The organism is Halosolutus gelatinilyticus, assembly GCF_023028105.1.
In the GTDB taxonomy this organism is placed as follows: Archaea; Halobacteriota; Halobacteria; order Halobacteriales; family Natrialbaceae; genus Halosolutus; species Halosolutus gelatinilyticus.
On the sequence record NZ_CP095491.1, the window covers coordinates 2,915,392 to 2,941,274 of the forward strand.

Sequence of the window (25,883 nt, forward strand, 5' to 3'; positions counted from 1 at the left end):
CTTTGGGAGACCGGCTATAACGGCACCCGATCAACCAGCACAACCAATGAGCCGCCAGACGGATAACGAGCCGATTACCGGGCGAATTCAGGGAAGTTCCGTGGACGAAACCGCCCTACTACGACCGGATGACGCCCAGTTGCTCCGTGCGCTACTGGGTGCCTCGCCCGTCGCCGCCGTCGCGGTCACCGACGCCGGGTCCATCGCTTTTGCCAACGCGGCAGTCTCGGACGTTCTCGGCTATCAGCCGAGCGACGTCGTCGGCGAATCGCTCGCGGCGTTCGTCGTCGACGAACACAGATCGCGGGTCCGACCCGTCGACGGCTGCTGGATAGACGACCGCGAGCAGATCGAACTGAACGTCCGGCACGAGGAGGGCCGCGACGTTTCGATCAGCATCGACGTCTGCGAGTTCGAACTGGACGGTCAACGGTTCTTTGCGGGATACCTTCGCGAGAACACGGCCGCCGGCGAGTACGAGCGGGCGATCAACCGCTACGAGGCGATCGCCGAGATGGCCGGTGACGGGGTCTACCAGCTGGATCCCGACAGTCGCTTCGAGATGGTAAGCGACACCTTCGTCGAAATGACCGGATACTCGCGCGACGACCTCCTCGGAGCGCACGCGTCTGTCCTGCTCGATGAGGCGGCGATCTCCCGACGCGAAGACGAAATCGAGGACCTGCTCGGACGGGGAGGGGACGGGCGAAGCACCTCGGTGGAGTTCGTCGTCCGTACGGCCGATGGCGAGGCCGTCCCCGTCGAGGAGCGGATCACCCCGTTGTGCTCCGACGACGAGACACACGGTACGGTCGGCGTCGTCCGCGACGTCTCGGAGCGACGGGAGCGAGTCGAAGAGCTCCGGCAGGAACGCGAACTGATCGAACACATCCTCGAGACCAGTCCGGTGGGGATCGGAGTGATCACGCCCGACGGCGACATCTCGCGGGTAAACGACCGGGCGGAGGATCTGCTGGGGCTGACCATGGAAGAGATCACCAATCAGACACTCGATGTCTCGCAGCGAAAGCTGTACGACTCGGAGGGACAACAGGTGCCGCCCGAGGATCTGCTGAGCCGGGTGTTCGACGAGGGCAGGCAGGTACTCAACTCGGAGTTTACCCTGGAGCGCCCCGACGGGGATCGCGTCTGGGCCGCCCTCGGCATCGCGCCCATGACCGGCGACGCGGGCGACGTCGAGAAAGCGGTCGTCATCGCCACGGACATCACCGATCGCAAGGAACGCGAGGAAACGCTGCGCGAGGAGCGGGACGTTATCGAGCACGTCCTCGAGACCAGTCCGGTGGGGATCGGAGTGATCACGCCCGATGGCGACATCTCGCGGGTGAACGACCGGGCCGAAGAACTGTTCGGACTGACCGATTACGAACTTTCCAACCGCACCCTCGACGTCTCGCAGCGAAAGCTGTACGATTCGGTAGGGAGGCAGGTCGCGCCCGAGGACCTGCTGAGTCGGGTGTTCGACAACGGCGAACGCGTACTCGACACGGAGTTCGAATTCGGCCAGCCCGACGGCGACCGCATCTGGCTGTCGATCAGCATCGCGCCCATCCCCGGACCGGCGGGCGACGTTCAGAAGGCGGTGATCATCGGAAAGGACGTTACCGATCGCAAGGAGCGCGAGGAAACGCTGCGCGAGGAACGCGAGCTGATCGAACGCATCCTCGAGACCAGTCCGGTGGGGATCGGAGTGATCACGCCCGACGGCGACATCTCGCGGGTAAACGACCGGGCGGGGGACCTACTGGGGCTGACCATGGAAGAGATCACCAATCAGACACTCGACGTCTCGCAGCGGAAGCTGTACGGCGCACAGGGCCAGCGAGTGGCGCCGGAGGACCTTCTGAGCCGGGTGTTCGACGAGGGCAAGCAGGTACTCAACTCGGAGTTTACCCTGGAACGCCCCGACGGGGATCGCGTCTGGGCCGCCCTCGGCATCGCGCCCATGACCGGCGGCGCCCGAGACGTCCAGAAGGCGGTCGTCATCGCCACGGACATCTCTGACCGGAAAGAACGCGAGCGGCGACTCCGCGAAAGCGAGGCCCGCCTCCGACAGATCGCGGAGAACATCAACAGCGCCATCTGGATGGCCGACGCCGATATGAGCGAGGTCATGTACATCAACCCGGCCTACGAGGAGATCACGGGCCGGTCGCGGGACTCGGTGTACGACAATCTGATGAACCACGTCGACGCCGTCTACCCCCAAGACCAGCAACGGGTCGAGAATGCGGTCAAGCGGGCGACGCGGACGCCGCGGAGCAAAGACGGGGCGCTCAGGTTCCAGGAGAAGTACCGTATCGTTCGCCCCGACGGATCGACCCGATGGGTCAACAACTTTGCTTTCCCGCTTCGCGACGAGAACGACGAAGTGTATCGGTTCGTCGGCGTCATCGACGACATCACCGGGGTGAAAGAACAGCAGATCGAGTTGGGTCGTCACCGCGACGAACTGGAAACGCTCAATCAGATCAACACGGTCATTCGTCGGGTCAACCAGGGGCTGGTCCAAGCGACGAACAGAGAGGAGATCGAGGAGACGGTCTGCAAGACGCTGACCGATTCGAAGCTGTACCACGCCGCGTGGACCGGGGAGGCGGACGGCGGCGTCAACGGCGTCGAGCCGAAGACGGGAACGGGCATCGACGTCGACGCCCTCGAGACGACCTTCTCCAGCGACGAGATCGACCCGATCGCGACGGCCGTCGAGTCGGGCGACATCCAGATCATCCGTAGTTTCGAGGACCTCGGAGCGGAACTGGCCGTCGGCGACTCTGGGGACGTCGGCCTCCGCGACAGCGGCCAGCCGTTCGCCGCGGTGATCCCCCTCGTGTACAAGGAGACGGTCTACGACGTGCTCGTCGCATACTCATCACGGGCGAACGCGTTCAGCGCCCGGGAGCAGGCCGTGCTGCTCGAACTTGGGAAGACGATCGGGCTGGCGATCAACGCGGTCGAGCGCAAGAAGGCGCTGCTCACCGACGCTGTTCAGGAGCTCACGTTCGAAATCCAGGACCGGGAGCAGTTTTTCGTCCGGGCGTCCGACGAGACCGGCGCCGAGTTCGAAATGGAGGGGATCACTTCGCAGTCCGATGGTTCGTACCTGCAGTATTTCACGGTAATGGGAACGTCACCCGAGCGAGTCCTTGAACTTGCCGACGAGGATCCGTTCGTCGAACGGACGCGGCTCGTCAACGACCACGAAGACGCCTTCCTCATCGAGCTAGTCGTCACCAGTTCGTCGCCGGCATCCACGCTCGCCGAGTACGGGGCATCCGTTCACACGGCCACGTTCGCTGATGGGGGCGGCACGATCACGTCGGACCTACCCCAGACGGCCGACACTAGGGCCGCCGTCGAGGCGGTCAAATCGCGGTTCTCCGATTCCGAACTCGCGAGCAAGCGAAAGCGCGAGCGGTCAGTACAGACCTGCCGCGAGTTCCAAGCGGCGCTCGAGGAGGCGCTTTCTGACCGCCAACGGGCGGCGCTGGCCGCCGCATACTACGCCGGATTCTTCGAGTGGCCGCGCGACAGTTCCGGGGAGGAGGTGGCCGAGTCGCTCGGTGTCGCCCCGGCGACGTTCCACCAGCACTTCCGCGCTGGCGAGAAGAAGCTCGTCAAGGCGCTGGTCGACGGAGCGGAGATCCCGTAGACTGAACTCGTCGCTCCCGCTCGGTGGGTCGAGCGCACTTCTGGTATCGATCCGCGGTATCGGCCGCTTCCTAAACGATTTGGATGGAAATGCGGCGAACCGAATCGGACCACACGATGTTATCGGTGGACCAAATCAATTCAACGTGCGCCGTGAGGAGATCGCTGACCTCGGGCGGTTAGAATCAGCCCACGTCCCCTCATAACGGCGATATCGGAAGAACGGCAGTAGATGTACTGCACTGTGTGTTCGGATCGGCCATGCGACTCGTTCCGCCGCTCGGAACCGTGCTGAACGACGAGAGCGCCCGTTTCCTCCCGTTCAACGTATGTAGGTACTGCTCATGAAGCGGACGTGAGCATTCGACGAGAGAGGGAGACGACGATTTCGTGGAGGGGCGAAGGATCCATCCCAAATCGGCTGATTATGGGCTCGTGATGGCCTCTGAGAGTTGATTCGTACTGGAACCAACTACCGATCGGTCGGCCCGATGAAACTAAACTCTTTAGGACACCACTCTTTGGCCCGTTCCGTTCTACTGCAGGTACAATGGTCACAGCGCCATCGCGTTCGTGGGACGTGAACGAGGCGTTGGAGGTACTCTCCAACGAACGCCGTCGCATCGTCCTCGAGGAGCTCCTAGAGCGCCGACGCCCCGTCCCGGTGGCGGAACTCGTCGATAGCGTGGTCGCGGCGGAATCGAACGACCGCGGTCGACCGAACGATCTCCGAACGGAGGTCGTGCTGAGCCTCCACCACAACCATCTGCCGAAGCTGGATCGCTCCAAGATAATCGACCACGACACTGAACGAGGATTGATCGCCGTCAGGGAGGCTATGTACGCCGTCGAACCGTATCTGGAATTGTCACGGAACGATGGCCGTCGCGGGTAGATCCATCGATAGCTATGGCTGCTCATCAGGTGGCCGATCCGAGCGACATCCTGTTAGTCGAGGACAACCCCGGCGACGTCAGGCTCACGAAAGAAGCGTTCAAAGAGGCGAAGATCGCGAACACGTTGCACGTCGTCTGCGATGGCGCCGAGGCGCTCGATTTCCTCCATCGACGTGGCGACTACAGCGACGCACCTCGGCCGGCGATCGTGCTGCTCGATTTCAACCTCCCGCGAACGAACGGCGACGAGGTCCTCGACGAAGTCAACGAGGATCCCGAACTCAGGAGTATCCCCGTCGTCATGCTGACTGGATCGGAGTCGGAAACGGACATCGTCAAGTCGCACTGCCTCGGTGCGAACGCCTACCTGACGAAACCGGTTGATCCGCTCCAGTTCATCGAGACCGTTATCCAACTCGAGGAGTTCTGGTTGTCGATCGGCCGAGCGCCGGAATCCGGTACGTGAGACCGCTCGCCGGCCTTCGATATCGGCGACCGATGAACCGTTGGTATCCTATGCAACCTCTGTCGCGATCGGAAATTGCTCCCCCATCCGTCCAGTCCTCGAGGGAACCTCCCGTTCGGCAGTCCGATCGTTGCGCGAGCCACCGATAGCCCCGCGCTTCCGGTTCCTCTCGATCCATCAGTTCGAACCGCCGAGGATACTGTGGCTCACGGATTTGCTCGCCGCAAACGCACAGTTTCTTTATTCAGTGAGAGTCGTGAAATCCATGTCCAGTTTAGGTGGGAGCGTTACCAGCCGAGCCAACCATCTATCTGCTAACTGCCAAGAATCGAGTGCTGAATACAGAGAACGTATGCAGCAGCGCGGTATCTACAGTTGATTCGGATCGTCCGCGGCGGGTAGCGTCATCGATAACGTCGCCCCTGCGTCCGGCTCCGATTCCACCGTGATCTCGCCGCCGTGGCGCTCAACGATTCGCTTGCACAGCGCGAGCCCGATCCCCGTTCCGTCGTGCTCCTCGCGGGTGTGGAGGCGCTGGAAGACCTCGAAGATCCGCTCCTGGTCGTCGGGATCGATGCCGATTCCCTCGTCGCTCACCGAGACCTGCCACATCGCCCCATCGCGCTCGGCTGAGACGTGGACCCGGGGCGGATCCTCGCCACTATAATCGATGGCGTTGGTCAGCAGGTTCTGGAAGAGCTGGCGGAGCTGGCTGACGTCGCCATGGACCGTCGGGAGGTTCTCGACCGACATTTCGGCGTTGTGCTCCTCAATGCGGAACCGGAGGTCGGCTAACACGTCCCGGAGGATGGCGTTCAGGTCCACCGGCTGGAACGGATCGCCCTCCGCCTCAACGCGAGAGTATTCGAGCAAGCCGTCGATCATGTCCCGCATCCGATCCGCGCCGTCGACGGCGAACTCGATGAAATCCACGCCGTCCTCGTCGAGGTCGTCAGCGTACTGGTCCTCGATGAGTTGAAGATAGCTCGAGACCATCCGAAGCGGCTCTTGAAGGTCGTGGGAGGCCGCATAGGCGAACTCCTCCAGTCGCTCGTTGGACTCCTTGAGCTTCCGCTCATAGGTCTTCCGGTCGGTGATATCGCGGAAGTACACCGAGAGGCCTGATTCGGAGGGGTAGACGCGGACAATCGCCCACAAGTCCAACAGCTCCGAGTAGCGCTCAAAAGTCGTCGGCTCTTGGCTGGCCATCGCCGTCTCGTACTTCTCGAAGAGGGGGTCGTCCTCATCGACACCGAGCACCTCCCAGACGGTTTGTCCGAGGAATTCCCCCGCTGGCTTGCCATAGTACTCCTCCATGCGGTCGTTCACGTACTCGAACCGGAATTCCTCGTCGAGGGCGTAGAACGCATCGTTGACACGCTCGAAGATGTCGTCGAGTTCCTCCTCAAGCTCGTCGCGCTGGCGTTCGAGCCGCTCGGCCTGCGTCTCTAACTGCCGCTCATACTCGCGGCGTTCGGTCATGTCGCGCGTGACCTTCGTAAATCCCTGAAGTTCGCCGTTGTCGTCGCGGATTGCGGTGATGGTGACGTTCGCCCAGAACCGCGAGCCGTCCTCCTGGACGCGCCAGCCGTCGTCCTTCACCGTACCCTCGACTGCTGCTTTTTTGAGGTTCCGCTCGGGGACGTCTTCGGCGCGGTCTTCCTCAGTGTAGAAAGTGGAGAAGTGCTCGCCGACGATCTCCTCCTCGGCATACCCTTTGATCCGCTCGGCCCCATCGTTCCAGCTGGCGATCGTGCCGTCGGGATCGAGCCTGAAGATGGCGTAGTCCTGGACAGCACTCACGAAGGCGCTGAACTGCGCACCGCCTCGCTGTGTGTCATCCGTGTGACGCCCCTCGGGATCCCACCAAATTTCGACGGAGTCGTCCATCTGTCTGGTTTGGAGTTCCCCGCGCTCGACGAGTTCCTGTAGGCGGTCTCGCACGGCTCGACGGGGGCGCCCGAGCGTCTCGGCGACTTCCCCGGTCGATACCGATGTCGATGGTTGGTCCAACTGTGCGAAGAACACCCGTATATCCTCCAAAGTAACGGCCTGTTCCGGTCCCGGGGATCCCATTACCACCAAGTGACGCTATGAACCTATAACGCTTGGTGTCGGCGATTAGAGAAGGGCAAATACCTGCTTAATTCCTAATTCCACTTTTCACTACAAGCGATAATTAAGCGTGTATCACTATCAATCAGTCCGCGCTGCTCAGCCGTGCAAGATACGCGCCTTGTATTCAGCACTACTCTACTAACATTACAGGTAACTGATAGTGGTAGCCGCGTTAGGCCCGCACTCATATTTATCGAATAGCAACAAATTGGGTCGTCGAGGTCCGACTCGCCGTTTGTACCACCGTTAAGCGCCGCTCGCGGCTGTTAGGATTCAAAACTCCGAGTTCATAGTCCCGGGCGGATTCAAACTCGCGTGGCCAGTAGCCTTCTGCGGCTTTGCAGTCTATCTCGGATCATTAGCATACCATCGTTTCTATGGACTATAGATGCCGGTCAAAAACGAACTGAGAGTCTACCGTGCGAAGCACGATCTCACGTAAGAGGAGCTAGCGATCGAGATGGACGTTTCCTGTTAGATGATTAATGCTATTGAGACGGGAAAGTACAACCCGAGTTTAGAACTGGCCCTGAAACTCGCTGATCACTTGGATGTCCCAGTCAAAAAAATATTTTCGCTAACTGACGGCTGAGAACGTGTAGCTGTGCAGCGGCTGACCCACTGTCCTCCTCCATATACTGTCGCTAAAATAGGATAGCAACAGAGCTACAAAGCCGTGATTTCGGTCTTTGCCTTACAAAGACTCAAATTCGATATATGTTTGCGGCGATAAGGAAGAAGCGATGACGGAAGATACGACCGAAGACTTCCCCGCAAACAAAGCAGCACAGGCACTCTCAGAGATAGAGGGGTACGACGAAACCCTGACCGCGCGCACGTTCGGCCTGAACCTCATGGTCTTCGCACTGGCGATCGCAGCGATCCCGATCTCTTACACGGCAGCCGACCCATGGTTAACCAATCTCGAAAACGGCTCACTCGCACTCGCAGTCCTTTGGCTACCATGGATAGCCGGCGCAGTCGCCATCACATCAACACTCTGGTCCACGCACTCGATCACACTCGGCCGGGATCAAAATTCACTCAGTGAAGGTGCCCTAGGAATTGGATTCACCATCCTGTTCTTCGTAATCGCAGCCGGCGTCTCAATCATACTCGGATCTGGTGCAACCATATACATCATCATGGGCATCACTGGAGGCATCCTCACAGCCATCATCGGCGTCGTCTTTTATCTCGTATTCAACGCGAGATGGATTCTGACACCGATGATACTGGCCGGCACCGCGATCCTACTCGCAAGCATCGCAACTCACCAGACAGACCTCTCACTCACCGGGGAAGGATTTGCCCTCGGACTCATCCAGGGAGTCGCGTATTTCGCCACAGGCTGGATAATCACGTATCGAGGGTGAAAATGGATCTCCCATCGGATCTTGAACTCATCCATCAGCCGACTAGACTCCGAATCATGGGAGTTCTATACAAACACAGAGACGTCTCGTACACTCGCATCCGAGATCATCTGGATCTCACAGATGGGAATCTCGCCTCACATGCAGAGAAATTAGAGCAGGCAGGATATGTTGAGGATCGACGCGCGTGGGCTCAAAATGGCTTCGAAACGCGCTACCATATCACGAAAGCCGGCGTTACTGCATTCCAAGCGTACCTTCAAGAATTAAGCGGATTCGTAGACGAACACGAAACAGCGCATCGATCAAACCGTGAAATGGAGTAACTCTACCAATCGCCACGAGTCTTCAAAACCATACCACCGGGCGATGTCGCTAAATCCGCCTGTCTCTCCTCCTTCAATCCGGCCTTGTTGAAACCCTCACCGTCTGATAGAAGAAGCGTGTTGAATATAGGCGGTGCAGTGACCGCCGAGCATTCGCGCGAACGCAGTGAGCGCGCTTCACTGAACGTGAGGCGAAGCCGACCGTTCTGCCTTTTTAGCGTAGATTTTTGCGCCGAGCGCACCCGAGCCGGAAAAAGGTACGTTTGTCTACGTACTGACCATCGTCCGCGGAACGTCACCGCAACGCTTTTGAGAATCGGGTCAAAAATTAAACTAATTCCCTCCAACAAGGCGACAGCTGCGGTCCCGATAGTAACCGGCGTCCTCCTTGCCGGGACGGCTGCACGAGAAGTGGGACAGCACGGACTCGAAATCTGGACGGCGCTGGCGTTCGCTGGCGGCCTCTCCGGGGTCGCTGTCGGTCTCGGTATCCTGACCGGCCTCAGTGGGTTCGACTCCGACGACCTCGATGGACACCGCGACCGGACGACAGTCACGCTTGCCGGCCTCGCGCTGACGTGTTTTGCCGTCGGTGTCGGGATCGCACTGGCGTAGACGACGCCCACTGACCCGCATCTGTGCTACATCCGATATCCGCTCGGCGTATGGTGAGCAGGTGATTCTGAGTAGTTCTCATCATTTTTGGCGTGCGAACATGCCAGATAAGAGGGCGAGTTTTAGCCGGATAGGGCTGGTATCGCCGGGTTTCACCGCCCGGTCATACAAGTGACGACTAGGTTACCGGGAGACTCGAAGCGCTCAGTATCGCTCATGAACTGACTGACCTTCTCTCCACAAACGCTTAGTGACAAGCCCAGAACCACAGGTGTATGGAACCAAAGGACTACGCGATTCTGTTTGTTCTTGACGTGATTGCAACTGTGGTTGGGATCTTTGCGTATATCGCTGTTGGAGGTTCGTTCTAATCAGCCAGTAATTCGGACTGCGTCGTAAAGGCCTTATCAACTGAATCGCACAACAACATTCTGGCGATGCGGACTCCACCGAATACAAATACCTACCAAAAAGAGAGCTCATATAGCATCAATTTGACATTCTCGAACTTCTTGAAGGAGTTGGGGATGCGGATCGCCGCTGGTGCCATCGTCCTGGGGATATTCTTCGGACTGGGATACGCCAAACGGACTGATCTCCTCGGCCTCTCGAACGCACTCGGCCCCCAGTTCGGATTTTTCGCCGTGGCGTTCCTGTTAATTGGTATTGTCGCGGTGGGCTGGATCTTATTCCAGCGGTACAACCAGTAGGCTCGCATCTCTATTGAACGGTCGTTTCAGTATCTTTCTTGTGAAGCTCTCTAGAGAACACGACACAGCCCCAGTGATCAGTATAGAGCGTCCGTATATCGTTGTGTTGCTTCTCACCCTCATCCGCTACTTCGGCACTTTCGTCGGCGTGAGGAGTCTATAGAAACCGACGAAAACACTCGTAATCAGAAGACCACCACCGCTGACAACAAACCAACTTGAGAGGTGGATCCCCCAAAATTCGAGCGATTCAGGGATTATTACCCCGAGGACGACTACGGATAATCCAAGCCAAAACACTTCGTTGCGGTGGTAGAGGGCTGTGAGCGTTTCCGCCATGCTGTCACTGGGTGCTGTTTAGGAAATAAACGTTCTCCTCTGATACACTCGCACACATACTTACCGAATCGGGCGTTTCACGATGATCGACGTACTTAGAAGCCCGCCTCACAGCCTCCGCTCACGGTTATCAGGATTCAAAACTCTGAGTTAGTAGTCCCGGGCGGATTCGAACCGCCGTCCTGAGCTCCAAAGGCTCAGATGATTGGCCACTACACCACGGGACTTCGAGTGCGCAAATTCAGCTTAGCGACAGAACGGTTTATGAGTTATTGTTTGCCCCTGGGGACAGGGAAAGTCAATCGGTCAATTCGAGTTCGACGTATCGATGACAATTTCGACAGAGACAGATGAGATTCTCGAGGGTGTGTGCGAGCTGGGGATCGTTGAATTCCCGTACTGGTTTGATATGATGGACATCCGGTTCGTGCTCAATTTCATCGCGAGTTATACCGCAGTGTTGGCGCGTGTGATCGTCGCGTTCCAACGCTTTTCGTTTTACGGCTCGCCATCGGCCGTTGTATGGATTTTCAGCATCCTCCCACTGCGCAGAGAGCCACTGGTTGAAGCAGTTCCGACTACAAAACCGAACAGAATCCCGTTCGACTCTGGATTTGAGAACAGTTGAGATTCGACCGCACCACTCACAGACCTGTTTTACGCGTTTGATATTGATCGGCAACCACGGACGCGAGGGCGTCTCGCGGGTGCTGCTGGGGAGCGTCGCAGAAACAGTCGCCCGACGAGCGCCGGTTCCGATGACGATCGTTCGGTAGTCGATCGAGTAGCTCGGTTTCGGCGGTCGGACCGCTACAGGTACCCTTCCTCGGCCAGGCGCCGGATGCCTTCCTTCAGCCGCTCCTCGCTCGCCGCGTAGGAGATGCGAGCGTAGCCCGGCGTGCCGAACGCGCTGCCGGGGACCGTCGCGACGTGGGCGTCCTCGATCGCGCCTTCACACCAGGCCTGGTCGTCAGCGTCAACAGGGAGCATCATGTAGAACGCGCCGTCCGGAACCGCGACGTCGACGTCGTGCTCGTCGAGCAGGTCGACGACGAGATCCCGTCGCTCGCGGAACGCCTGGACCATCTGGTCGACCGCGGTGTCGGTGTTCTCGAGCGCCTCGATGCCCGCGTGCTGGACGAAGTTCACGGCCGAGGAGACGGAGTGACTGTGGAGCTTGCCGGCCTGTTCGATCAGGTCCTCGGGGCCGGCGAAGTAGCCGAGCCGCCAGCCGGTCATCGAGTAGGCCTTCGAGAAGCCGTTGACCGTCACGGTCCGATCGGCCATCCCCTCCAGCGTGCCGAGGCTCGTGGGCTCGACGCCGTAGGTGATCTCCTTGTAGATCTCGTCGGAGATGACCGTGACGTCGTGTTCGACGGCCAGGTCGCGGACGCCCTGGAGCGCCGCGTCGGAGTAGACCGCGCCCGTCGGGTTCGACGGCGAGTTGACGATCAGCAGGTCGGTATCGTCGGAGACGGCGTCGGCGAGGTCGTCGAGTCCGGGTTCGAGCTGGAAGTCGTACTCGGAGAGGTCGACGCGGGTGAGGTCGCCGCCGGCCATCTTCACCATCGCCTCGTAGGAGACCCACGCGGGGTCCAGCAGGACGACCTCGTCGCCATCGTCGATCAGGGCGCTGATGACCTCGTACAGCGCCTGCTTCGCGCCAGGCGTGACGATGATCTCGTCGGCAGTGTGTTCGAGGCCGTCGGCAGCCAGCTTGTCGGCGATCGCCTCGCGAAGCTCGAGGATGCCGGCCGAGGTCGTGTAGCCGGTGTGGCCGGCGTCCATGGCGTCCTTGGCCGCCTGGATCACGTTCTCGGGCGTCGGGAAATCGGGTTCGCCGACGGAGAGGTCGACGACGTCGGCGCCGTCGGCCTCGAGTTCGGTCGCGAGTGCGGATATCGCGAGGGTTGCGGACGGTTCCACTCGGGTTACGCGGTCGGTGAATTCCATGGTCATGGTTGCAATCGTGATGGTGTTGCGATCGAGGGTCGGACGGCGACCCGATCGCGATCAGGGGTCGGGCAGTTCGTCGACGAGATCGAGCGCGCCGTCGACGGCTTTTGCCGCGTTCGCGACCCGTTCGCGGGCTTCGGCGGCGGACATCCCTGGACCCGTCACGCCGAGGGTGACGGGCGTATCACGCTCGAGGCTCACGTCGGACAGCCGCTGGGCGGCCGCGTCGGTGATGACTTGATCGTGGTCTGTGTCGCCGGTGATCACCGTGCCGATGACGACGACGGCGTCGACCTCGTCGCGGCGAGCGAGCCGATCGGCGGCCAGCGGCGCGTCGTAGACGCCGGGGACGGACACCACGTCGTACACCTCGGCGCCGGCGGCGTTCGCGGCCGCCTTGGCCTCCTGCTCCATCTGCTCGGTGATCGGCCGGTTGAACTCCGCGACCACCAGTCCGAGCGTGGTCATACCCGAGCGGTGGTGAGGACGGGTAAAAGAGGTACCGTTCTCGTGTGACTACTTCGACGGCGGTTCGGAGCGACTCGATTCGGGTGTCGCGATCGATCGAAGCAGAGGCTTTCGTGGTGTTCTCGATCGTGCTCAAATTCGATCCGGCTACTCCACGCGGTAGGCACGATCGTGACCGAAAGTGAGAATCCTTAAGCGGCGGCGAGAACAATCGGCGCGCAATGACAACGTTGGAGACGCCAGGACCGACGATCGGCGTCGTCGGCGGCGGGCAGCTCGGACGAATGCTCGCGGAGGCGGCGGCGCCGCTCGGAGTCGAACTCGTCGTGCTCGATCCGACGCCTGACTGCCCGGCCGCGCCGGTCGCCCGCGATCAGATCGTCGCCGACTTCGACGACGAGGCGGGGATCCGCGAACTCGCCGCGCGATCGGACGTTCTCACGTTCGAGATCGAACTCGCCGACCAGATGGTTCTCGATCGCGTGAGCGAGGATTCGGGGACGCCGGTACACCCGAAGCCGTCGACGCTCGAGACGATCCACGACAAGCTCGTCCAGAAGCGCGAACTCGCGGACGCGGGCATCCCGGTGCCGCCGTTCCGAAAAGTCGAAGACGCCGACGCCGTCCGCGCGGCGATCGACGACTACGGCGCACCGGTGATGCTCAAGGCGCGCACGGGAGGCTACGACGGCCGCGGGAACGTCCCCGTCGAGTCGAAAGACGAGGCCGAGGACGCGCTCGAATCCGTCGCGGGTCCCGCAATGGTCGAGGCGTTCGTCGACTTCGAGCGCGAGGTGTCGGTTATCGCCGCGAAGGGGGATGGCGAGATCGCGACGTTCCCGATCGGCGAGAACGTCCACGAGGCGGAGATCCTCCGGGAGACGATCGTCCCCGCCGGATCGATCGAGGCGGTGACGGAGAAGGCGCGCGACGTCGCGGCGGACGTCCTCGACGTGATGGACGGCCGCGGCGTCTACGGGATCGAACTCTTTGAAACAACGGACGGAGAGATTCTGCTCAACGAGATCGCACCGCGACCGCACAACTCGGGCCACTGGACGATCGAGGGCGCCCAGAGTTCGCAGTTCGAACAGCACGTCCGCGCGGTGCTCGGCTGGCCGCTGGCCGCGACCGACCTCCGGGCGCCGACGGTCTCGAAGAACCTCCTCGCGGACGTCGAGGAACCGCGGGATGCAGCGCTTTGCGGCGTCGATCGCATCCTCGAGACGCCGGGCGCGAACCTGCACTGGTACGGCAAGCGCCAGGCCCGGCCCCTGCGAAAGATGGGCCACGTCACGCTGACGGCGCGGGGCGACGAGTCGACCGACGGCCTGCTCGAAACCGCCCGCGGACTCGTAGCGTCCGTCACGTTCACCGACGAATAACGACCATCCGCCGCGACCCACCTACCAATGAGTGACAGCGTCTCCGACCTGATCGATCGACTGCACCGCGAAGCCGACCAGAACCGTCCGAGCAAGGAGACCCCCGACGTGGGGGTCGTGATGGGGAGCGACTCCGACCTCGAAGTGATGATGACCGGCGGCCGCCGTCCGGGCGCGTACGACGCCTTCGTCGACGAACTCGGCTTCGCCGAACAGACCGACTTCGAGAACCCGCCCGAGGAACGGTTCACGTTCGAGACGTACGTCACCTCGGCCCACCGCACGCCCGAACTGATGACCGCGTACGCCGAGACGGCCGAGGATCGCGGGATCGAGGTGATCATCGCGGGCGCGGGCGGCAAGTCGGCCGACCTGCCCAACATGACGGCCTCGATCGCGTATCCCCTCCCCGTGATCGGCGTGCCGGTCCAGGAGAAGTCCGTCGACAGCGTCATCGGGATGCCGACCGGCGCGCCGATCGTCGCGGTCGACGCCGGCAAGTCTTTCAACGCCGCGCTGTCTGCGGCCCAGATCCTCGCGCGCCGACACGACGAGGTCCGCGATCGGCTCGTCGCCTACCACGAGGACCTGAAGGAGGACGTCGGAACCGTCTCGCGCGAGCTACACGATCGAGGGACGAAGGCGTTCTCGAACGATTAGTTCCGAAGTTGCGGTACGCGAGCGAGCGGGTTCGCATCGACGGGCGGATCGAACCGACGGGGCGTCGATTCGGCGACGGATACGTGACTGTCGGTATCGCCGGGGTCGATAGCCGGCGACTACCGACCGACCCGGCCGAGTCAATGTCCGGTGACCCGGCGAAGGCGACGTCGGCGTGCGATTCGCATCGGCGAGTAATGGACGGATACCGGTTCCGGCGGCGGTGTTCACGGTCGTGCATAGACTGTCGTGATTATTCACGTTGATTTCGAACCGAGAACGTCGGCGCTGGCGCTCGAATTCCGCCGCAAACCAAAGAATCAACCCTTATGTGCGTTCGGTCTCAACCTTCGGACGTTACCCAGATGAATGATTGGATCGCCATCGGGGCGTTGGCGCTGGTGGGTTTACTGATACCGATCGGGATGATGACGGTATCGTACCTCCTGCGACCGACCGTCCCCGAAACGAGCAAACGCGCCACCTACGAGAGTGGCGAGGTGCCGACCGGTGGGACGCGCATCCGGTTCAATATTCAGTACTACATGGTTGCGCTTCTGTTCGTCGTCTTCGACATCGAGACCGTCCTGCTGTTCCCGTGGGCGGTCGTCTATCGGGATGTGCTCGGGGCCGAGGAGTACGGACTCCTCGAGGCGCTCGGGCCGATGTTGTTGTTCGTCGCCGTCCTGCTGGTCGGACTCGCGTGGGCGTGGCGCAGCGGTGCCGTACAGTGGGCGCAGACGCCGCGGCAGATCGATTCCGGAGCTGATCGACCATGAGCAACGACAAACCGCGTCAGGAAATCTACGAGAGTACCGCTCCGTCGACGGATACCCGCGACTCGCGGATGGGCGAGGGCGTCGACGATCGCTTCAACTCGAAGCTCCGTGAGGCGTTCGGCGCGTCGCCGTTCATCCTCACGAAGTTCGACAAGTTCATGAACTGGGTTCGCGGGAACTCGATGTTCATGCTGCAGTTCGGAATCGCCTGCTGTAGCATCGAGATGATCCACACGTACGCGATCAAACACGACCTGGACCGATTCGGGGCCGGGGTTCCCCGCGCCTCGCCGCGGCAGGCCGACGTGATGATCGTGCCCGGTACGATCGTCTCGAAGTTCGGGCCCCGCATGAAGCGGGTCTACGACCAGATGCCCGAACCCAAGTTCGTCGTCGGAATGGGATCGTGTACGATCTCCGGCGGCCCGTTCCAGGAGGGGTACAACGTCGTCAAGGGCGCCGAGGAGATCATTCCGATCGACATCCACGTTCCCGGCTGCCCGCCCCGGCCCGAGGCGCTCGTCTACGGCGTCATGAAGCTACAAGAGCGGATTCAGAACGGCGAGAGCACGCCCGTCGTGGTCAAGCCGTACGAACTCGAACAGTTCGGCGACCTGCCCCGCGACGAGCTCGTCCAGAAGCTCGCGAACGAGATCGACGAGGACGACCTTGTCATGCGCTACAACTGGGCTGATTCGCCATGAGCACGGGGCTCGAGAAACCCGTCGAGACGCCGCCGGTCGAGACCACGGAGGAAGAACTCGAGGCGCTGCTCGGCGATCGCGCGCTCGCGCGGGACGATCACCTGAACGCGCCCGGATTCGTCGTCCGCCCGGACGAGATCCAGGACGTCCTCTCGGACCTCAAGGAGGAGGCCGGCTTCGACCACTGCTCCTGTCTCACCGCCCAGCAGTACGCAGACCGGTACGAGTCGATCTACCACCTGAAGAAGTACGCCGATCCCACGCAGGAGGTGTCGATCGTCGTCCCGACGCCGATCGACGACCCCGTGAGCCAGACGGCCGAACCCGTCTACCGGACGGCGGACTGGCACGAGCGCGAGGCGTTCGACCTCGTCGGGATCGACTACGAGGGCCACCCCGATCCGCGACGGATCCTGCTGCCCGAAACGTGGCAGGGCCACCCGCTCTCGCTCGGCTACGACCAGGAGAAACCGCAGCTTGTGACCCTCTCCGAGCACGCCAACCCGATCCAGCCGGATCACCACGACGCCGAGTCGGACACGATGTTCCTGAACATCGGGCCGCACCACCCGGCGACCCACGGCGTGCTCCACCTCAAAACCACCCTCGACGGCGAGACGGTCATCGACGTCGACCCCGACGTGGGCTACCTCCACCGCTGCGAGGAGCAGATGTGCCAGCAGGGGACCTACCGCCACCAGATCATGCCGTACCCGGATCGCTGGGACTACGTCTCGGCGGGCCTGTTAAACGAGTGGGCCTACGCGCGCACGGCGGAGGATCTGGCCGACATCAAGGTGCCCGAGTACGCCCAGATCGTCCGGACGATGGGTGCGGAACTCTGCCGGATCGCCTCGCACATGCTCGCGCTCGGGACGTTCTGTCTCGACGTCTACGGCGACTTCACGGCGGTCTTCCAGTACGCCTTCCGCGATCGGGAGGTCGTTCAGGACATCCTGGAGGATCTGACCGGCCAGCGGCTGATGTTCAACTACTTCCGGCTTGGCGGGGTCGCCTGGGACCTGCCGGAACCCCGCGAGGAGTTCTTCGAGAAGACGCGGGACTTCCTCGACGACCTGCCGGCGAAAATCGACGAGTACAACGATCTCGTCACCTCGAACGAGATCTTCCAGGTTCGGTGTATCGACACCGGCATCCTCGAGCCCGAGGTGGCTAAAAACTACGGCTGTACCGGCCCGGTCGCCCGCGGCTCCGGCATCGACTACGACCTGCGCCGGGACGATCCCTACGGCTACTACGAGAATCTGAACTGGGACGTCGTCACCGAGGACGGCTGCGACAACTACAGCCGCGTCCTCGTGCGCATGCAGGAGGTCGAGGAGTCCGCGAAGATCATCGAGCAGTGTCTCGACCTGCTCGAGGAGTGGCCGGAGGACGACCGCGAGATCCAGGCCAACGTCCCCCGGACGCTCAAGCCGGACGCTGACACCGAAGTCTACCGCGCGGTGGAGGCCGCGAAGGGCGAACTCGGCATCTACATCCGGTCGGACGGTACCGACAAGCCCGCCCGGTTCAAGATCCGCAGTCCGTGCTTCCACAACCTCTCGGCGTTAGAAGAGATGAGCGAAGGGGAGTACGTCCCGGACCTGATCGCGACGCTCGGCAGCCTCGACATCGTCCTCGGGGAGGTGGACCGCTAACATGGTCGGAACGGTACCGACGGTTCCGCTCCAGGAGACGGTCTTGCTCCCGGAGAAGATCGGCGAGCTGACCGGACTCGATCAGTTCGGCGTGGCCGGCGAACTCGTCGCGGCCTTCCTCGCCGCGTTCGTCGTCGGTAACCTGATGCTCGCGATGACCGGCGTCGCGGGGCCGTGGGCCAAGCGCAAGATCACCGCGGCGTTCACCGATCGGATCGCGGTCAACCGCCTCGGTCCGGCGGGCATCCTGATCATCGTCGCCGACTCCGTGCGACTGCTTTCGAAGGAGCTGATCATCCCGGAGAACGCCGATCGGCCGGCCTACGACCTCGCGCCGATCGTCGTCGCCTCCTCCGCCCTGCTCGGCTTCGCCGTGATTCCGATGGGCAGCGGCATCCAACTGGCCAACCCCGAGGTCGGCCTGGCGTACGTCTTCGCCGTTTCAGGAATCGCGAGCATCGGACTGGTGATGGCCGGCTACGCGTCGGCGAACAAGTATTCGATGCTCGGCGGCCTGCGGGCGGTCGCACAGAACGTCGCCTACGAGATCCCCCTCGTCGTGACGGGGATGTCGGTCGTGATCTTCGCCGGCTCGCTGCGGATGAGCGAGATCGTCGCCGCACAGGAGGGGACGCTCGTCTCGCTCGGTCCGGTCGCGATTCCGGAGTGGTACGCGATCGTCAACCCCTTCGCGTTCATCCTCTTCCTGCTGGCGAACTTCGCGGAGGTCGGCCGGAACCCGTTCGACACGCCCGAGGCGCCGACGGAGATCGTCGCCGGCTACCAGACCGAGTACTCCTCGGTCTACTTCGTGCTGATCTACCTCGGGGAGTTTCTCCACATCTTCCTCGGGGGCGCGATCATCGCGACGATCTTCCTCGGCGGGCCGGCCGGCCCCGGTCCCGCCGAACTCGGGATCGTCTGGTTCATCGTCAAGATATGGGGCGTGTTCCTGCTGACCCAGTGGCTCCGATCGGCGGTACCGCGGGTCCGGATCGACCAGCTGATCGAGATCGGCTGGAAGGGGCTGCTCGTCCTTTCGTTCGCGAACCTCGTGTTGACCGCGGTTATCGTGGGGCTGATAGCATGATCGGGATACTCAAATCGATGGCAACGACGATGAAACACGCGCTGGACGGCTCGACGTTCACGGTCGAGTACCCGGAGACCGCGCCGGACGTCTCGCCGCGATTCCGCGGCGTCCACAAGTTCAGCCAAGAGCGGTGCATCTGGTGTCGCCAGTGCGAGAACGTCTGTCCGAACGACACGATCCAGATCGTGACGGACGACAAGCGACAGGGCGAACAGTACAACCTCCACATCGGCCAGTGCGTCTACTGTCGCCTCTGCGAGGAGGTGTGTCCGGTCGACGCCATCCTCCTGACCCAGAACTTCGAGTTCACCGCGGACACGAAACACGACTTCATCTACAACAAAGAGGAGCTGAAGGCCGTGCCGTGGTACAAGGACATCGATCCGCTCGAGTCTCGGGAACCGGACCGGAGCGCGTGGATCGGCGAGGGCGAAGGGGAGGTCGATTACCAGTGACGGGCCGCCCGTCCCGCCAATTTCGGGTGCTAGAACAATGACATACGAGCTGATCGCGTTCGCGCTGTTCGCGTTCGTCACGCTCGCCAGCGCCCTCGGCGTCGTGCTCCTGCGGGATCCGTGGCACTCGGCGCTGATGCTTGGCGTGTCGCTGGTCAGCGTCGCGGTGCACTACGTGATGCTGGCGGCCGAGTTCGTCGCCATGATGCAGATCCTCGTCTACGTCGGCGGGGTGCTCATCCTCATCACGTTCGCCGTGATGCTGACCCAGCGCGACGACTCGGCGGACGCGGACGCAGACGAGGTGGTACAGGCATGACGAACGGTCCGAAACTGCGGCTCGGCTCGACGCTCGCGCCCGGAATCCTCGCCGTCGTCCTGTTTGCGGCGATGGCGGTGATCGTCCTGAACACGCCGTTCGATTCGATGCCGGCCGACGGATTCGCGCCGGCCGGCACGACGATCACCGAGAACATCGGCTACGCGCTGCTCGGCCTGACGGACTTACAGGAGATCGACGCCGAGCCGTTTCTGGTCTCGTTCCTGCTGATCGCGATCGTCCTGGACGCCGCGCTCGACGCGTCGCTCGTGCTTGCAAAGCGCGAGGAACACGGCGAACCCGTCGCCGCGCTCTCGAGTACCGGGACGGCGGACTCGACGTCGACGCCGGGTGCCGGCCGCGAGGACGGCACGGCCCTCGCCGACGGCGGGGCCGAATCGGCCGGCACGGCGGGAGACGAGTCCGAACTCGACGGCACCGCGGGGGGTGACGATCGGTGACCGTCGCCGTCGAGTACTACGTGCTGCTGTCGATGGGGCTGTTCTGTATCGGCCTCTTCGGCATTTTGACGCGGCGCAACGCGCTGTTGTTCCTGATGTCCGTCGAACTCATGTTGAACGCGGCGAACCTCAACCTGATCGCGTTCGCGTTCTACCACGGCAACCTCACGGGGCAGGTGTTCTCGCTCTTTACCATGGCGCTCGCCGCCGCGGAGGTCGCCGTCGGGCTCGGGATCATCCTGGTGCTGTACCGCAACTTCCGTGACGTCGACGTCACGGTTCCGACGACGATGAGGTGGTAAGATGGCAGGAACAGGTGCTTTTAGTTACGCTCCGGCGATCGCACTGTTCCCGCTCGCAACGTTCGTCATCGCGCTCGTCTTCGGCAGGCAGTTGCCGAAGAAGGGGGCGATTCCGGGCATCGTCGCGACGGGCGGCTCGCTGCTGCTCTCGCTGCTGATGGCCTGGACGGTCGCGAGCGGCGAAGCGTATCACGAAACGCTCTACACGTGGACGGCGGGCGACGCGATGAGCCGAACCGGCGCCGAGACGATCGAATTCACGTTCGGAATCCTGATCGATCCGCTCTCGGCGCTGATGCTGGTGATCGTCTCGCTGATCGCGTTTCTCGTCCACGTCTTCAGCCTCGGGTACATGAACGCCGAAGGCGAGACCGGACTCCCCCGGTACTACGCCGAACTCGGGCTGTTCACGTTCAGCATGCTCGCGTTCGTCTTCGCGGACAACCTGCTGATGGCGTTCATGTTCTTCGAGCTCGTTGGGCTGTGTTCGTTCCTGCTGATCGGGTTCTGGTTCCGCACGGAATCGGCTCCGTCGGCCGCGAAGAAAGCGTTCCTCGTCACTCGCTTTGGCGACTACTTCTTCCTGGTCGGCGTCGTCGCGATCGCGGCGACGTTCGGGACGGTCGCCTTCGCGGGCGAGAACTCATTCGTGGTCGCCGCCGAGACGGCGATCGACGACGGCGCGACGCTGTTCGGCTTCGACGCCCAGACCTGGGTGACGATCACCGGGCTGCTCGTGTTGGGCGGCGTCGTCGGCAAATCCGCGCAGTTTCCGCTGCACACCTGGCTACCCGACGCGATGGAGGGCCCGACCACCGTCTCCGCGCTCATCCACGCGGCGACGATGGTCGCGGCCGGGGTCTACCTGGTCGCCCGGATGTTCGGCTACTACGCGCTCTCGCCGACCGCGCTCTCGATCATCGCGTTCGTGGGCGGCTTCACGGCGCTGTTCGCGGCGACGATGGGCGTCGTCAAGGACGACGTGAAGCAGGTGCTCGCGTACTCGACGATCAGCCAGTACGGTTACATGATGCTGGGCCTGGGCGTCGGCGGCTACGTCGCCGGCGTCTTCCACCTCATGAACCACGCCTTCTTCAAGGCGCTGCTGTTCCTCGGCGCCGGCGCCGTCATCGTCCTCATGCACCACGAACAGGACATGTGGAAGATGGGCGGCCTGAAGGACAAAGCGCCCGTGACCTACTGGACGTTCCTCGCGGGCGCGCTCGCGCTCGCGGGGATCGTCCCGTTCTCCGGCTTCTGGTCGAAGGACGAGGTGCTGTTCGACGCGCTGATCGTCGGCCTCGAAGAACCCGTCATCCTCGCCGCGTTCGCGATGGGGCTGCTCGCGGTGTTCTTCACCGGCTTCTACACGTTCCGGATGGTGTTCCTGACGTTCCACGGCGAGCCTCGCAGCGAGGCCGCCGAAGATCCGCACCCGGTCGGCTGGTCGATCAAGGCCCCGCTCGTGGTGCTCGGCGTGCTCGCGCTCGTCGCGGGGGTCGCCAACCTCGCGCCGGTGTACAAGCTGGCCGGGATCGACGTGACGTACCTCGAACACTGGCTCGACGGCGACTACGGCGCCGTCGAAGGGTTGACCTACCACGCCTACCACGAGACGGTGCCGTTCGAGGAGGGCTACGTCGGCTCCGAACAGCTAACCGTCCTGCTCAGTGCAGGACTCTCGCTCGGCCTCGCGATCGGCGGCGCGGCGCTCGCGCACGTCCTCTACAACGTGCCCGAACCCGTCCGCCACACCGAGAAGCTCGGCGGCGCGTACGGCCTGCTGCGGAGCAACTACTACCAGGACGAGTACCAGGTCTGGCTCGCGGAGGGCCTGACGCTGCCGCTGGCTCGCGCGGCCGATCGATTCGATCAGACGGTCATCGACGGCGCCGTCAACGGCGTCTCGACCGCCAGCCTGTTCGGTAGCGATCGGATGAAACGGCTCCAGACGGGTATCGTCACCAACTACGCGGCGCTGTTGATCGGCGGGTTCATCGCTTTGCTGATCGTGCTCGGCCTCCTCGGAGGGTGGTTCGTATGATGATAGAAGCGCTCATCGCGGTCGCGTTGGTCGGTGCGCTCGTCACGTTCGTCGCACCGAATCGCATCGCCGGCAAACTGGCGTTCGCCATCAGCCTCGTCCCCGCAGCGATCGGTCTCTGGCTGTTCGCCGCCTTCGACGGCAGTGGCAACGCCTTGCTCGACGGCGACCTCGCCTTCGAGTCGCGGTTCGAGTGGATCCAGCTGGGCGAGTACACGATCTCGTGGTTCGTCGGCCTCGACGGCATCTCCGCGCCGCTCGTGGTGTTAACGACGATCCTCGTCACGCTCGCGATCGTCTCCTCGTGGACACCGATCGACGAGCGCGAGTCGCAGTTCTACGGCCTCCTGCTCTTTATCGAGGCCAACCTGATCGGCGTCTTCGCGGCGCTGGATTTCTTCCTGTGGTTCATCTTCTGGGAGGGCGTCCTGATCCCGATGTACCTGCTGATCGGCGTCTGGGGCGGCCCGCGCCGGAAGTACGCGGCGATCAAGTTCTTCGTCTACACGAACGTGGCGTCGCTCGTGATGTTCGGTGCGTTCGTCGCGCTCGTGTTCGGGCTCGACGTCTCGAGCTTCGCGCTGCCCGAGGTCGCGTCGGCGATGCTCGACGGCGGCCCCGAGGGCTTCGCGGGCGTAAGCGGCGCGACGCTCGCGTCGATCGTCTTCGTTGCCCTGTTTGCCGGATTCGCGGTGAAGGTCCCGGTCGTCCCGTTCCACACGTGGCTTCCCGACGCCCACGTCGAGGCGCCGACGCCCGCGTCGGTGCTGCTGGCGGGCGTCCTGTTGAAGATGGGAACCTACGCCCTGCTGCGGTTCAACTTCACCATGTTCCCCGACCAGGTCGAAGCCTACGCGGTGCCGATCGCCGCGATCGCGGTCGTCAGCGTGATCTACGGCGCGATGCTCGCGCTGGCCCAGACCGACCTGAAGCGGATCGTCGCCTACTCCTCGGTCTCATCGATGGGCTACGTGATCCTCGGCCTGATCGCCTACACCCACTTCGGGGTCGGCGGCGCGACGTTCCAGATGGTCAGCCACGGCCTCATCTCGGGGCTGATGTTCATGGCCGTCGGCGTCATCTACAACGCCACCCACACCCGGATGGTCACCGACATGTCCGGGCTGGCCGATCGGATGCCGATCGCGGTCGGGGTCCTGATCGCGGGCGCGTTCGGCTACATGGGGCTGCCGCTGATGTCCGGCTTCGCCGCCGAGTTCTACATCTTCTTCGGCGCCTTCCAGTCCGAAATCCACGACCTGATGCCGCTCTTTACGGCGCTGGCGATGTTCGGCATCGTCATCGTCGCCGGCTACCTGCTGTTCGCGCTCCAGCGGGCGGTGTTCGGACCGTACCGGCTCGAAACCGACTACGAAATCGGGTCGGCCCCGCTGCACGACATCGCGCCGATGTTCGTGTTGCTCGCGCTGATCATCGCACTCGGGGTCGCCCCCGACCTGATCTTGGAGATGATAACGGACGCAGTTAATCCGATCGTCGAACGCGGAGGTGACCTGTGATGGCGGTGATCGAACTCCCCGACTGGGCCGCACTCGCGCCGGCACTGATACTGGCCGGGACCGCGATGGCGCTGTTCCTCGTCGACAGCATCTCGCCTCGATCGACGAACCGGGGACTGCTGGCGGGCACCGCCGCGGTCGGCTCGCTGGCCTCGCTCGGCGTGGCCGCGTGGTTCCTCGCGGCCGGCGTCGGCTCGTTCGGCCTCGAAACCGGGGGCCCGATCGAACTGTTCGACGGGCAGTTGGTCGTCGACCAGCTGGCGCTGTACTTCACCATCGTCGTCGCGATCGTCACCGCGCTGGTTGCGGTCGCGAGCTACGACTACCTGCAGGATCACACCTACCAGGCCGAGTACTACTCGCTGGTCATGCTGGCGGCGACCGGCATGGCGACGATGGCCACTGCCAACAGCCTCGCAACGATCTTCATCGCGCTCGAACTCTCGAGCCTGCCGTCGTACGCGCTCGTCGCGATCCTCAAGGATAATCGCGGCAGCGTCGAGGCCGGCCTGAAGTACTTCCTGATCGGGGCGCTCTCGTCGGCCATATTCGTCTACGGGGTTAGCCTCGTCTACGGGGTGACGGGATCGCTGCAACTCGACGCGATCGCGTTCGCCCTCGGCGGCGACGTCGACGGATTCGGCGGCCTGCTCGGCCTCGGCATGCTGATGCTGATCGCCGGCTTCGCGTTCAAGACCGCGAGCGTCCCGTTTCACTTCTGGGCGCCCGAGGCTTACGAGGGCGCACCCGCACCGATCAGCGCGTTCCTCTCGTCGGCCTCGAAGGCCGCCGGCTTCGTGATCACGTTCCGCGTGTTCACGACGGCGTTCCCGCTCTCCGAGACGGCCGCGCTCATCGGCTTCGACTGGACGTGGGCCTTCATCATCCTCGCGATCGTCACGATGACGGTCGGCAACTTCGCGGCCGCGACCCAGGACAAGGTCAAACGGATGCTCGCGTACTCCTCGATCGGTCACGCCGGCTACGTGCTGATCGGGCTGGCCGGCCTCTCCGTCGACGGCGGCGAGTTCGTCATGGCCGCCGCGATGATGCACCTGCTGGTCTACGGCTTCATGAACACGGGCGCGTTCCTGTTCGTGGCGCTGGCCGAGTACTGGGGCGTCGGTCGCACCTTCGAGGACTACAACGGCCTCGCCTCGCGGGCGCCGGTCGCCTGCGCCGCGATGGCGGTCTTCATGTTCAGCCTCGCCGGTATCCCGCCCTTTGGCGGCTTCTTCAGCAAGTTCTTCTTGTTCTTCGGCGCGATCGAGGCCGCATCGGCGAACTCGGCGATGCTGGTCGTCGCCGTCGCGTTGGTGGTCAACAGCGCGCTCTCGCTGTACTACTACTCGCGGCTGGTGAAGGCGCTGTGGATCGAAGAACCGGTCGTCCCGCGGGACGCGCTCGCCCAGCCGATCGGCCTCTACGCGGCGATCGTCTTCGCCGCCGTGATGACGGTCGTCATCCTACCCGGCTTCGGCCCGATCGTCGACGCCGCGTTCGATGCGGCGTCCGCGGTTCTGGCCTGACGCGGGTCGGTCCGACGTCGGCCTGAATC

Annotated in this window: 26 protein-coding genes, 1 tRNA gene and 1 pseudogene; 22 read left to right on the plus strand and 6 right to left on the minus strand. The window is 62.8% G+C overall.

The features are described from left to right. Positions 1-46: 46 nt before the first annotated feature. The 3 genes from MUH00_RS14360 (at position 47) to MUH00_RS14370 (ending at position 5,034) form a co-directional block, all read left to right on the plus strand. On the plus strand, positions 47-3,673 hold the full coding sequence (locus tag MUH00_RS14360; RefSeq protein WP_246999696.1) for a PAS domain S-box protein: 3,627 nt from the start codon (positions 47-49) through the stop codon (positions 3,671-3,673). A 549-nt stretch (positions 3,674-4,222) separates the two neighbouring features. Continuing rightward, complete coding sequence (locus MUH00_RS14365; RefSeq protein ID WP_246999698.1) at positions 4,223-4,567, plus strand: DUF7344 domain-containing protein; 345 nt, start codon at positions 4,223-4,225, stop codon at positions 4,565-4,567. Positions 4,568-4,581: 14 nt separating this feature from the next. Beyond that, positions 4,582-5,034 carry a response regulator gene (locus MUH00_RS14370; protein ID WP_246999700.1) on the plus strand — a complete coding sequence of 151 codons (453 nt, stop codon included), beginning with the start codon at positions 4,582-4,584 and terminating at the stop codon, positions 5,032-5,034. 369 nt (positions 5,035-5,403) lie between these two features. Here the strand turns inward: MUH00_RS14370 and MUH00_RS14375 are convergent, their stop codons facing one another. Continuing rightward, entirely contained in the window at positions 5,404-7,110 is a 1,707-nt protein-coding gene (locus tag MUH00_RS14375) for a sensor histidine kinase (RefSeq protein ID WP_246999702.1), read from the minus strand. Between the two features lie 520 nt (positions 7,111-7,630). Between MUH00_RS14375 and MUH00_RS23000 the strand changes: the two genes are divergently transcribed. The 5 genes from MUH00_RS23000 to MUH00_RS14395 all read left to right on the plus strand — a co-directional run bounded on the left by MUH00_RS23000 (position 7,631) and on the right by MUH00_RS14395 (position 10,179). Further along, on the plus strand, positions 7,631-7,744 hold the full coding sequence (locus MUH00_RS23000; protein ID WP_321576065.1) for a helix-turn-helix transcriptional regulator: 114 nt from the start codon (positions 7,631-7,633) through the stop codon (positions 7,742-7,744). A gap of 151 nt (positions 7,745-7,895) precedes the next feature. Then, complete coding sequence (locus MUH00_RS14385) at positions 7,896-8,528, plus strand: hypothetical protein (protein ID WP_246999704.1); 633 nt, start codon at positions 7,896-7,898, stop codon at positions 8,526-8,528. A 56-nt stretch (positions 8,529-8,584) separates the two neighbouring features. Next, complete coding sequence (locus tag MUH00_RS23235) at positions 8,585-8,854, plus strand: transcriptional regulator (RefSeq protein ID WP_425603056.1); 270 nt, start codon at positions 8,585-8,587, stop codon at positions 8,852-8,854. A 411-nt stretch (positions 8,855-9,265) separates the two neighbouring features. Continuing rightward, the gene (locus MUH00_RS14390; protein WP_246999706.1) at positions 9,266-9,469 is read left to right on the plus strand and encodes a hypothetical protein; all 204 of its coding nucleotides are present in this window, start codon (positions 9,266-9,268) and stop codon (positions 9,467-9,469) included. Positions 9,470-9,963: 494 nt separating this feature from the next. Beyond that, on the plus strand, positions 9,964-10,179 hold the full coding sequence (locus MUH00_RS14395; protein ID WP_246999708.1) for a hypothetical protein: 216 nt from the start codon (positions 9,964-9,966) through the stop codon (positions 10,177-10,179). A gap of 126 nt (positions 10,180-10,305) precedes the next feature. On the opposite strand, the gene MUH00_RS14400 is transcribed toward MUH00_RS14395, so the two are convergent. The 3 genes from MUH00_RS14400 to MUH00_RS23005 all read right to left on the minus strand — a co-directional run bounded on the left by MUH00_RS14400 (position 10,306) and on the right by MUH00_RS23005 (position 11,200). Further along, positions 10,306-10,518: a hypothetical protein gene (locus MUH00_RS14400; RefSeq protein WP_246999710.1), complete on the minus strand. Its 213-nt coding sequence runs from the start codon at positions 10,516-10,518 to the stop codon at positions 10,306-10,308. Between the two features lie 154 nt (positions 10,519-10,672). Next, a tRNA-Gln gene (locus MUH00_RS14405) sits at positions 10,673-10,745 on the minus strand. A 71-nt stretch (positions 10,746-10,816) separates the two neighbouring features. Continuing rightward, positions 10,817-11,200: an HNH endonuclease gene (locus MUH00_RS23005; RefSeq protein ID WP_321576066.1), complete on the minus strand. Its 384-nt coding sequence runs from the start codon at positions 11,198-11,200 to the stop codon at positions 10,817-10,819. Between MUH00_RS23005 and MUH00_RS14415 the strand changes: the two are divergent. Beyond that, a pseudogene (locus MUH00_RS14415) lies at positions 11,187-11,294 on the plus strand (universal stress protein); the annotation flags it as partial. The gene MUH00_RS23005 and the pseudogene MUH00_RS14415 overlap by 14 nt on opposite strands. Positions 11,295-11,328: 34 nt before the next feature. Here the strand turns inward: MUH00_RS14415 and MUH00_RS14420 are convergent. Beyond that, positions 11,329-12,477, minus strand: coding sequence for a pyridoxal phosphate-dependent aminotransferase (locus tag MUH00_RS14420; RefSeq protein ID WP_246999713.1), 1,149 nt, complete (start codon positions 12,475-12,477; stop codon positions 11,329-11,331). Positions 12,478-12,531: 54 nt separating this feature from the next. After that, positions 12,532-12,942 carry a 6,7-dimethyl-8-ribityllumazine synthase gene (ribH, locus tag MUH00_RS14425; RefSeq protein WP_246999715.1) on the minus strand — a complete coding sequence of 137 codons (411 nt, stop codon included), beginning with the start codon at positions 12,940-12,942 and terminating at the stop codon, positions 12,532-12,534. A 221-nt stretch (positions 12,943-13,163) separates the two neighbouring features. Between ribH and MUH00_RS14430 the strand changes: the two genes are divergently transcribed. From MUH00_RS14430 to MUH00_RS14490, 13 genes are all read left to right on the plus strand, one after another. Further along, positions 13,164-14,327, plus strand: coding sequence for a 5-(carboxyamino)imidazole ribonucleotide synthase (locus tag MUH00_RS14430; RefSeq protein ID WP_246999717.1), 1,164 nt, complete (start codon positions 13,164-13,166; stop codon positions 14,325-14,327). Positions 14,328-14,354: 27 nt separating this feature from the next. Next, entirely contained in the window at positions 14,355-14,987 is a 633-nt protein-coding gene (locus MUH00_RS14435) for an AIR carboxylase family protein (RefSeq protein ID WP_246999719.1), read from the plus strand. Between the two features lie 365 nt (positions 14,988-15,352). Continuing rightward, the gene (locus tag MUH00_RS14440; RefSeq protein ID WP_321576067.1) at positions 15,353-15,766 is read left to right on the plus strand and encodes an NADH-quinone oxidoreductase subunit A; all 414 of its coding nucleotides are present in this window, start codon (positions 15,353-15,355) and stop codon (positions 15,764-15,766) included. Beyond that, on the plus strand, positions 15,763-16,470 hold the full coding sequence (locus tag MUH00_RS14445; protein WP_246999721.1) for an NADH-quinone oxidoreductase subunit B: 708 nt from the start codon (positions 15,763-15,765) through the stop codon (positions 16,468-16,470). The genes MUH00_RS14440 and MUH00_RS14445 overlap by 4 nt, the downstream gene beginning before the upstream one ends. Continuing rightward, a complete protein-coding gene (locus MUH00_RS14450) occupies positions 16,467-18,131 on the plus strand; it encodes an NADH-quinone oxidoreductase subunit D (protein ID WP_246999723.1) in 1,665 nt (554 codons plus the stop codon). Before MUH00_RS14445 ends, MUH00_RS14450 begins: the two co-directional genes overlap by 4 nt. A 1-nt stretch (position 18,132) precedes the next feature. Then, a complete protein-coding gene (locus MUH00_RS14455; protein WP_246999725.1) occupies positions 18,133-19,221 on the plus strand; it encodes a complex I subunit 1/NuoH family protein in 1,089 nt (362 codons plus the stop codon). Further along, the gene (locus tag MUH00_RS14460; RefSeq protein ID WP_246999727.1) at positions 19,218-19,679 is read left to right on the plus strand and encodes a NuoI/complex I 23 kDa subunit family protein; all 462 of its coding nucleotides are present in this window, start codon (positions 19,218-19,220) and stop codon (positions 19,677-19,679) included. The genes MUH00_RS14455 and MUH00_RS14460 overlap by 4 nt, the downstream gene beginning before the upstream one ends. 37 nt (positions 19,680-19,716) lie before the next feature. After that, the gene (locus MUH00_RS14465; protein ID WP_246999729.1) at positions 19,717-19,998 is read left to right on the plus strand and encodes an NADH-quinone oxidoreductase subunit J; all 282 of its coding nucleotides are present in this window, start codon (positions 19,717-19,719) and stop codon (positions 19,996-19,998) included. Next, complete coding sequence (locus tag MUH00_RS14470; RefSeq protein WP_246999731.1) at positions 19,995-20,459, plus strand: hypothetical protein; 465 nt, start codon at positions 19,995-19,997, stop codon at positions 20,457-20,459. Before MUH00_RS14465 ends, MUH00_RS14470 begins: the two co-directional genes overlap by 4 nt. Continuing rightward, positions 20,456-20,761: an NADH-quinone oxidoreductase subunit NuoK gene (gene nuoK, locus MUH00_RS14475; RefSeq protein ID WP_246999733.1), complete on the plus strand. Its 306-nt coding sequence runs from the start codon at positions 20,456-20,458 to the stop codon at positions 20,759-20,761. The genes MUH00_RS14470 and nuoK overlap by 4 nt, the downstream gene beginning before the upstream one ends. 1 nt (position 20,762) lies before the next feature. Next, positions 20,763-22,805 carry an NADH-quinone oxidoreductase subunit L gene (gene nuoL, locus MUH00_RS14480; RefSeq protein ID WP_246999735.1) on the plus strand — a complete coding sequence of 681 codons (2,043 nt, stop codon included), beginning with the start codon at positions 20,763-20,765 and terminating at the stop codon, positions 22,803-22,805. Continuing rightward, positions 22,802-24,325 (plus strand): complex I subunit 4 family protein, encoded by a 1,524-nt coding sequence (locus MUH00_RS14485; protein WP_246999737.1) that lies wholly within the window; start codon positions 22,802-22,804, stop codon positions 24,323-24,325. Before nuoL ends, MUH00_RS14485 begins: the two co-directional genes overlap by 4 nt. Beyond that, positions 24,325-25,854 carry an NADH-quinone oxidoreductase subunit N gene (locus MUH00_RS14490; protein WP_246999739.1) on the plus strand — a complete coding sequence of 510 codons (1,530 nt, stop codon included), beginning with the start codon at positions 24,325-24,327 and terminating at the stop codon, positions 25,852-25,854. Before MUH00_RS14485 ends, MUH00_RS14490 begins: the two co-directional genes overlap by 1 nt. The last annotated feature ends 29 nt before the right edge of the window (positions 25,855-25,883 follow it).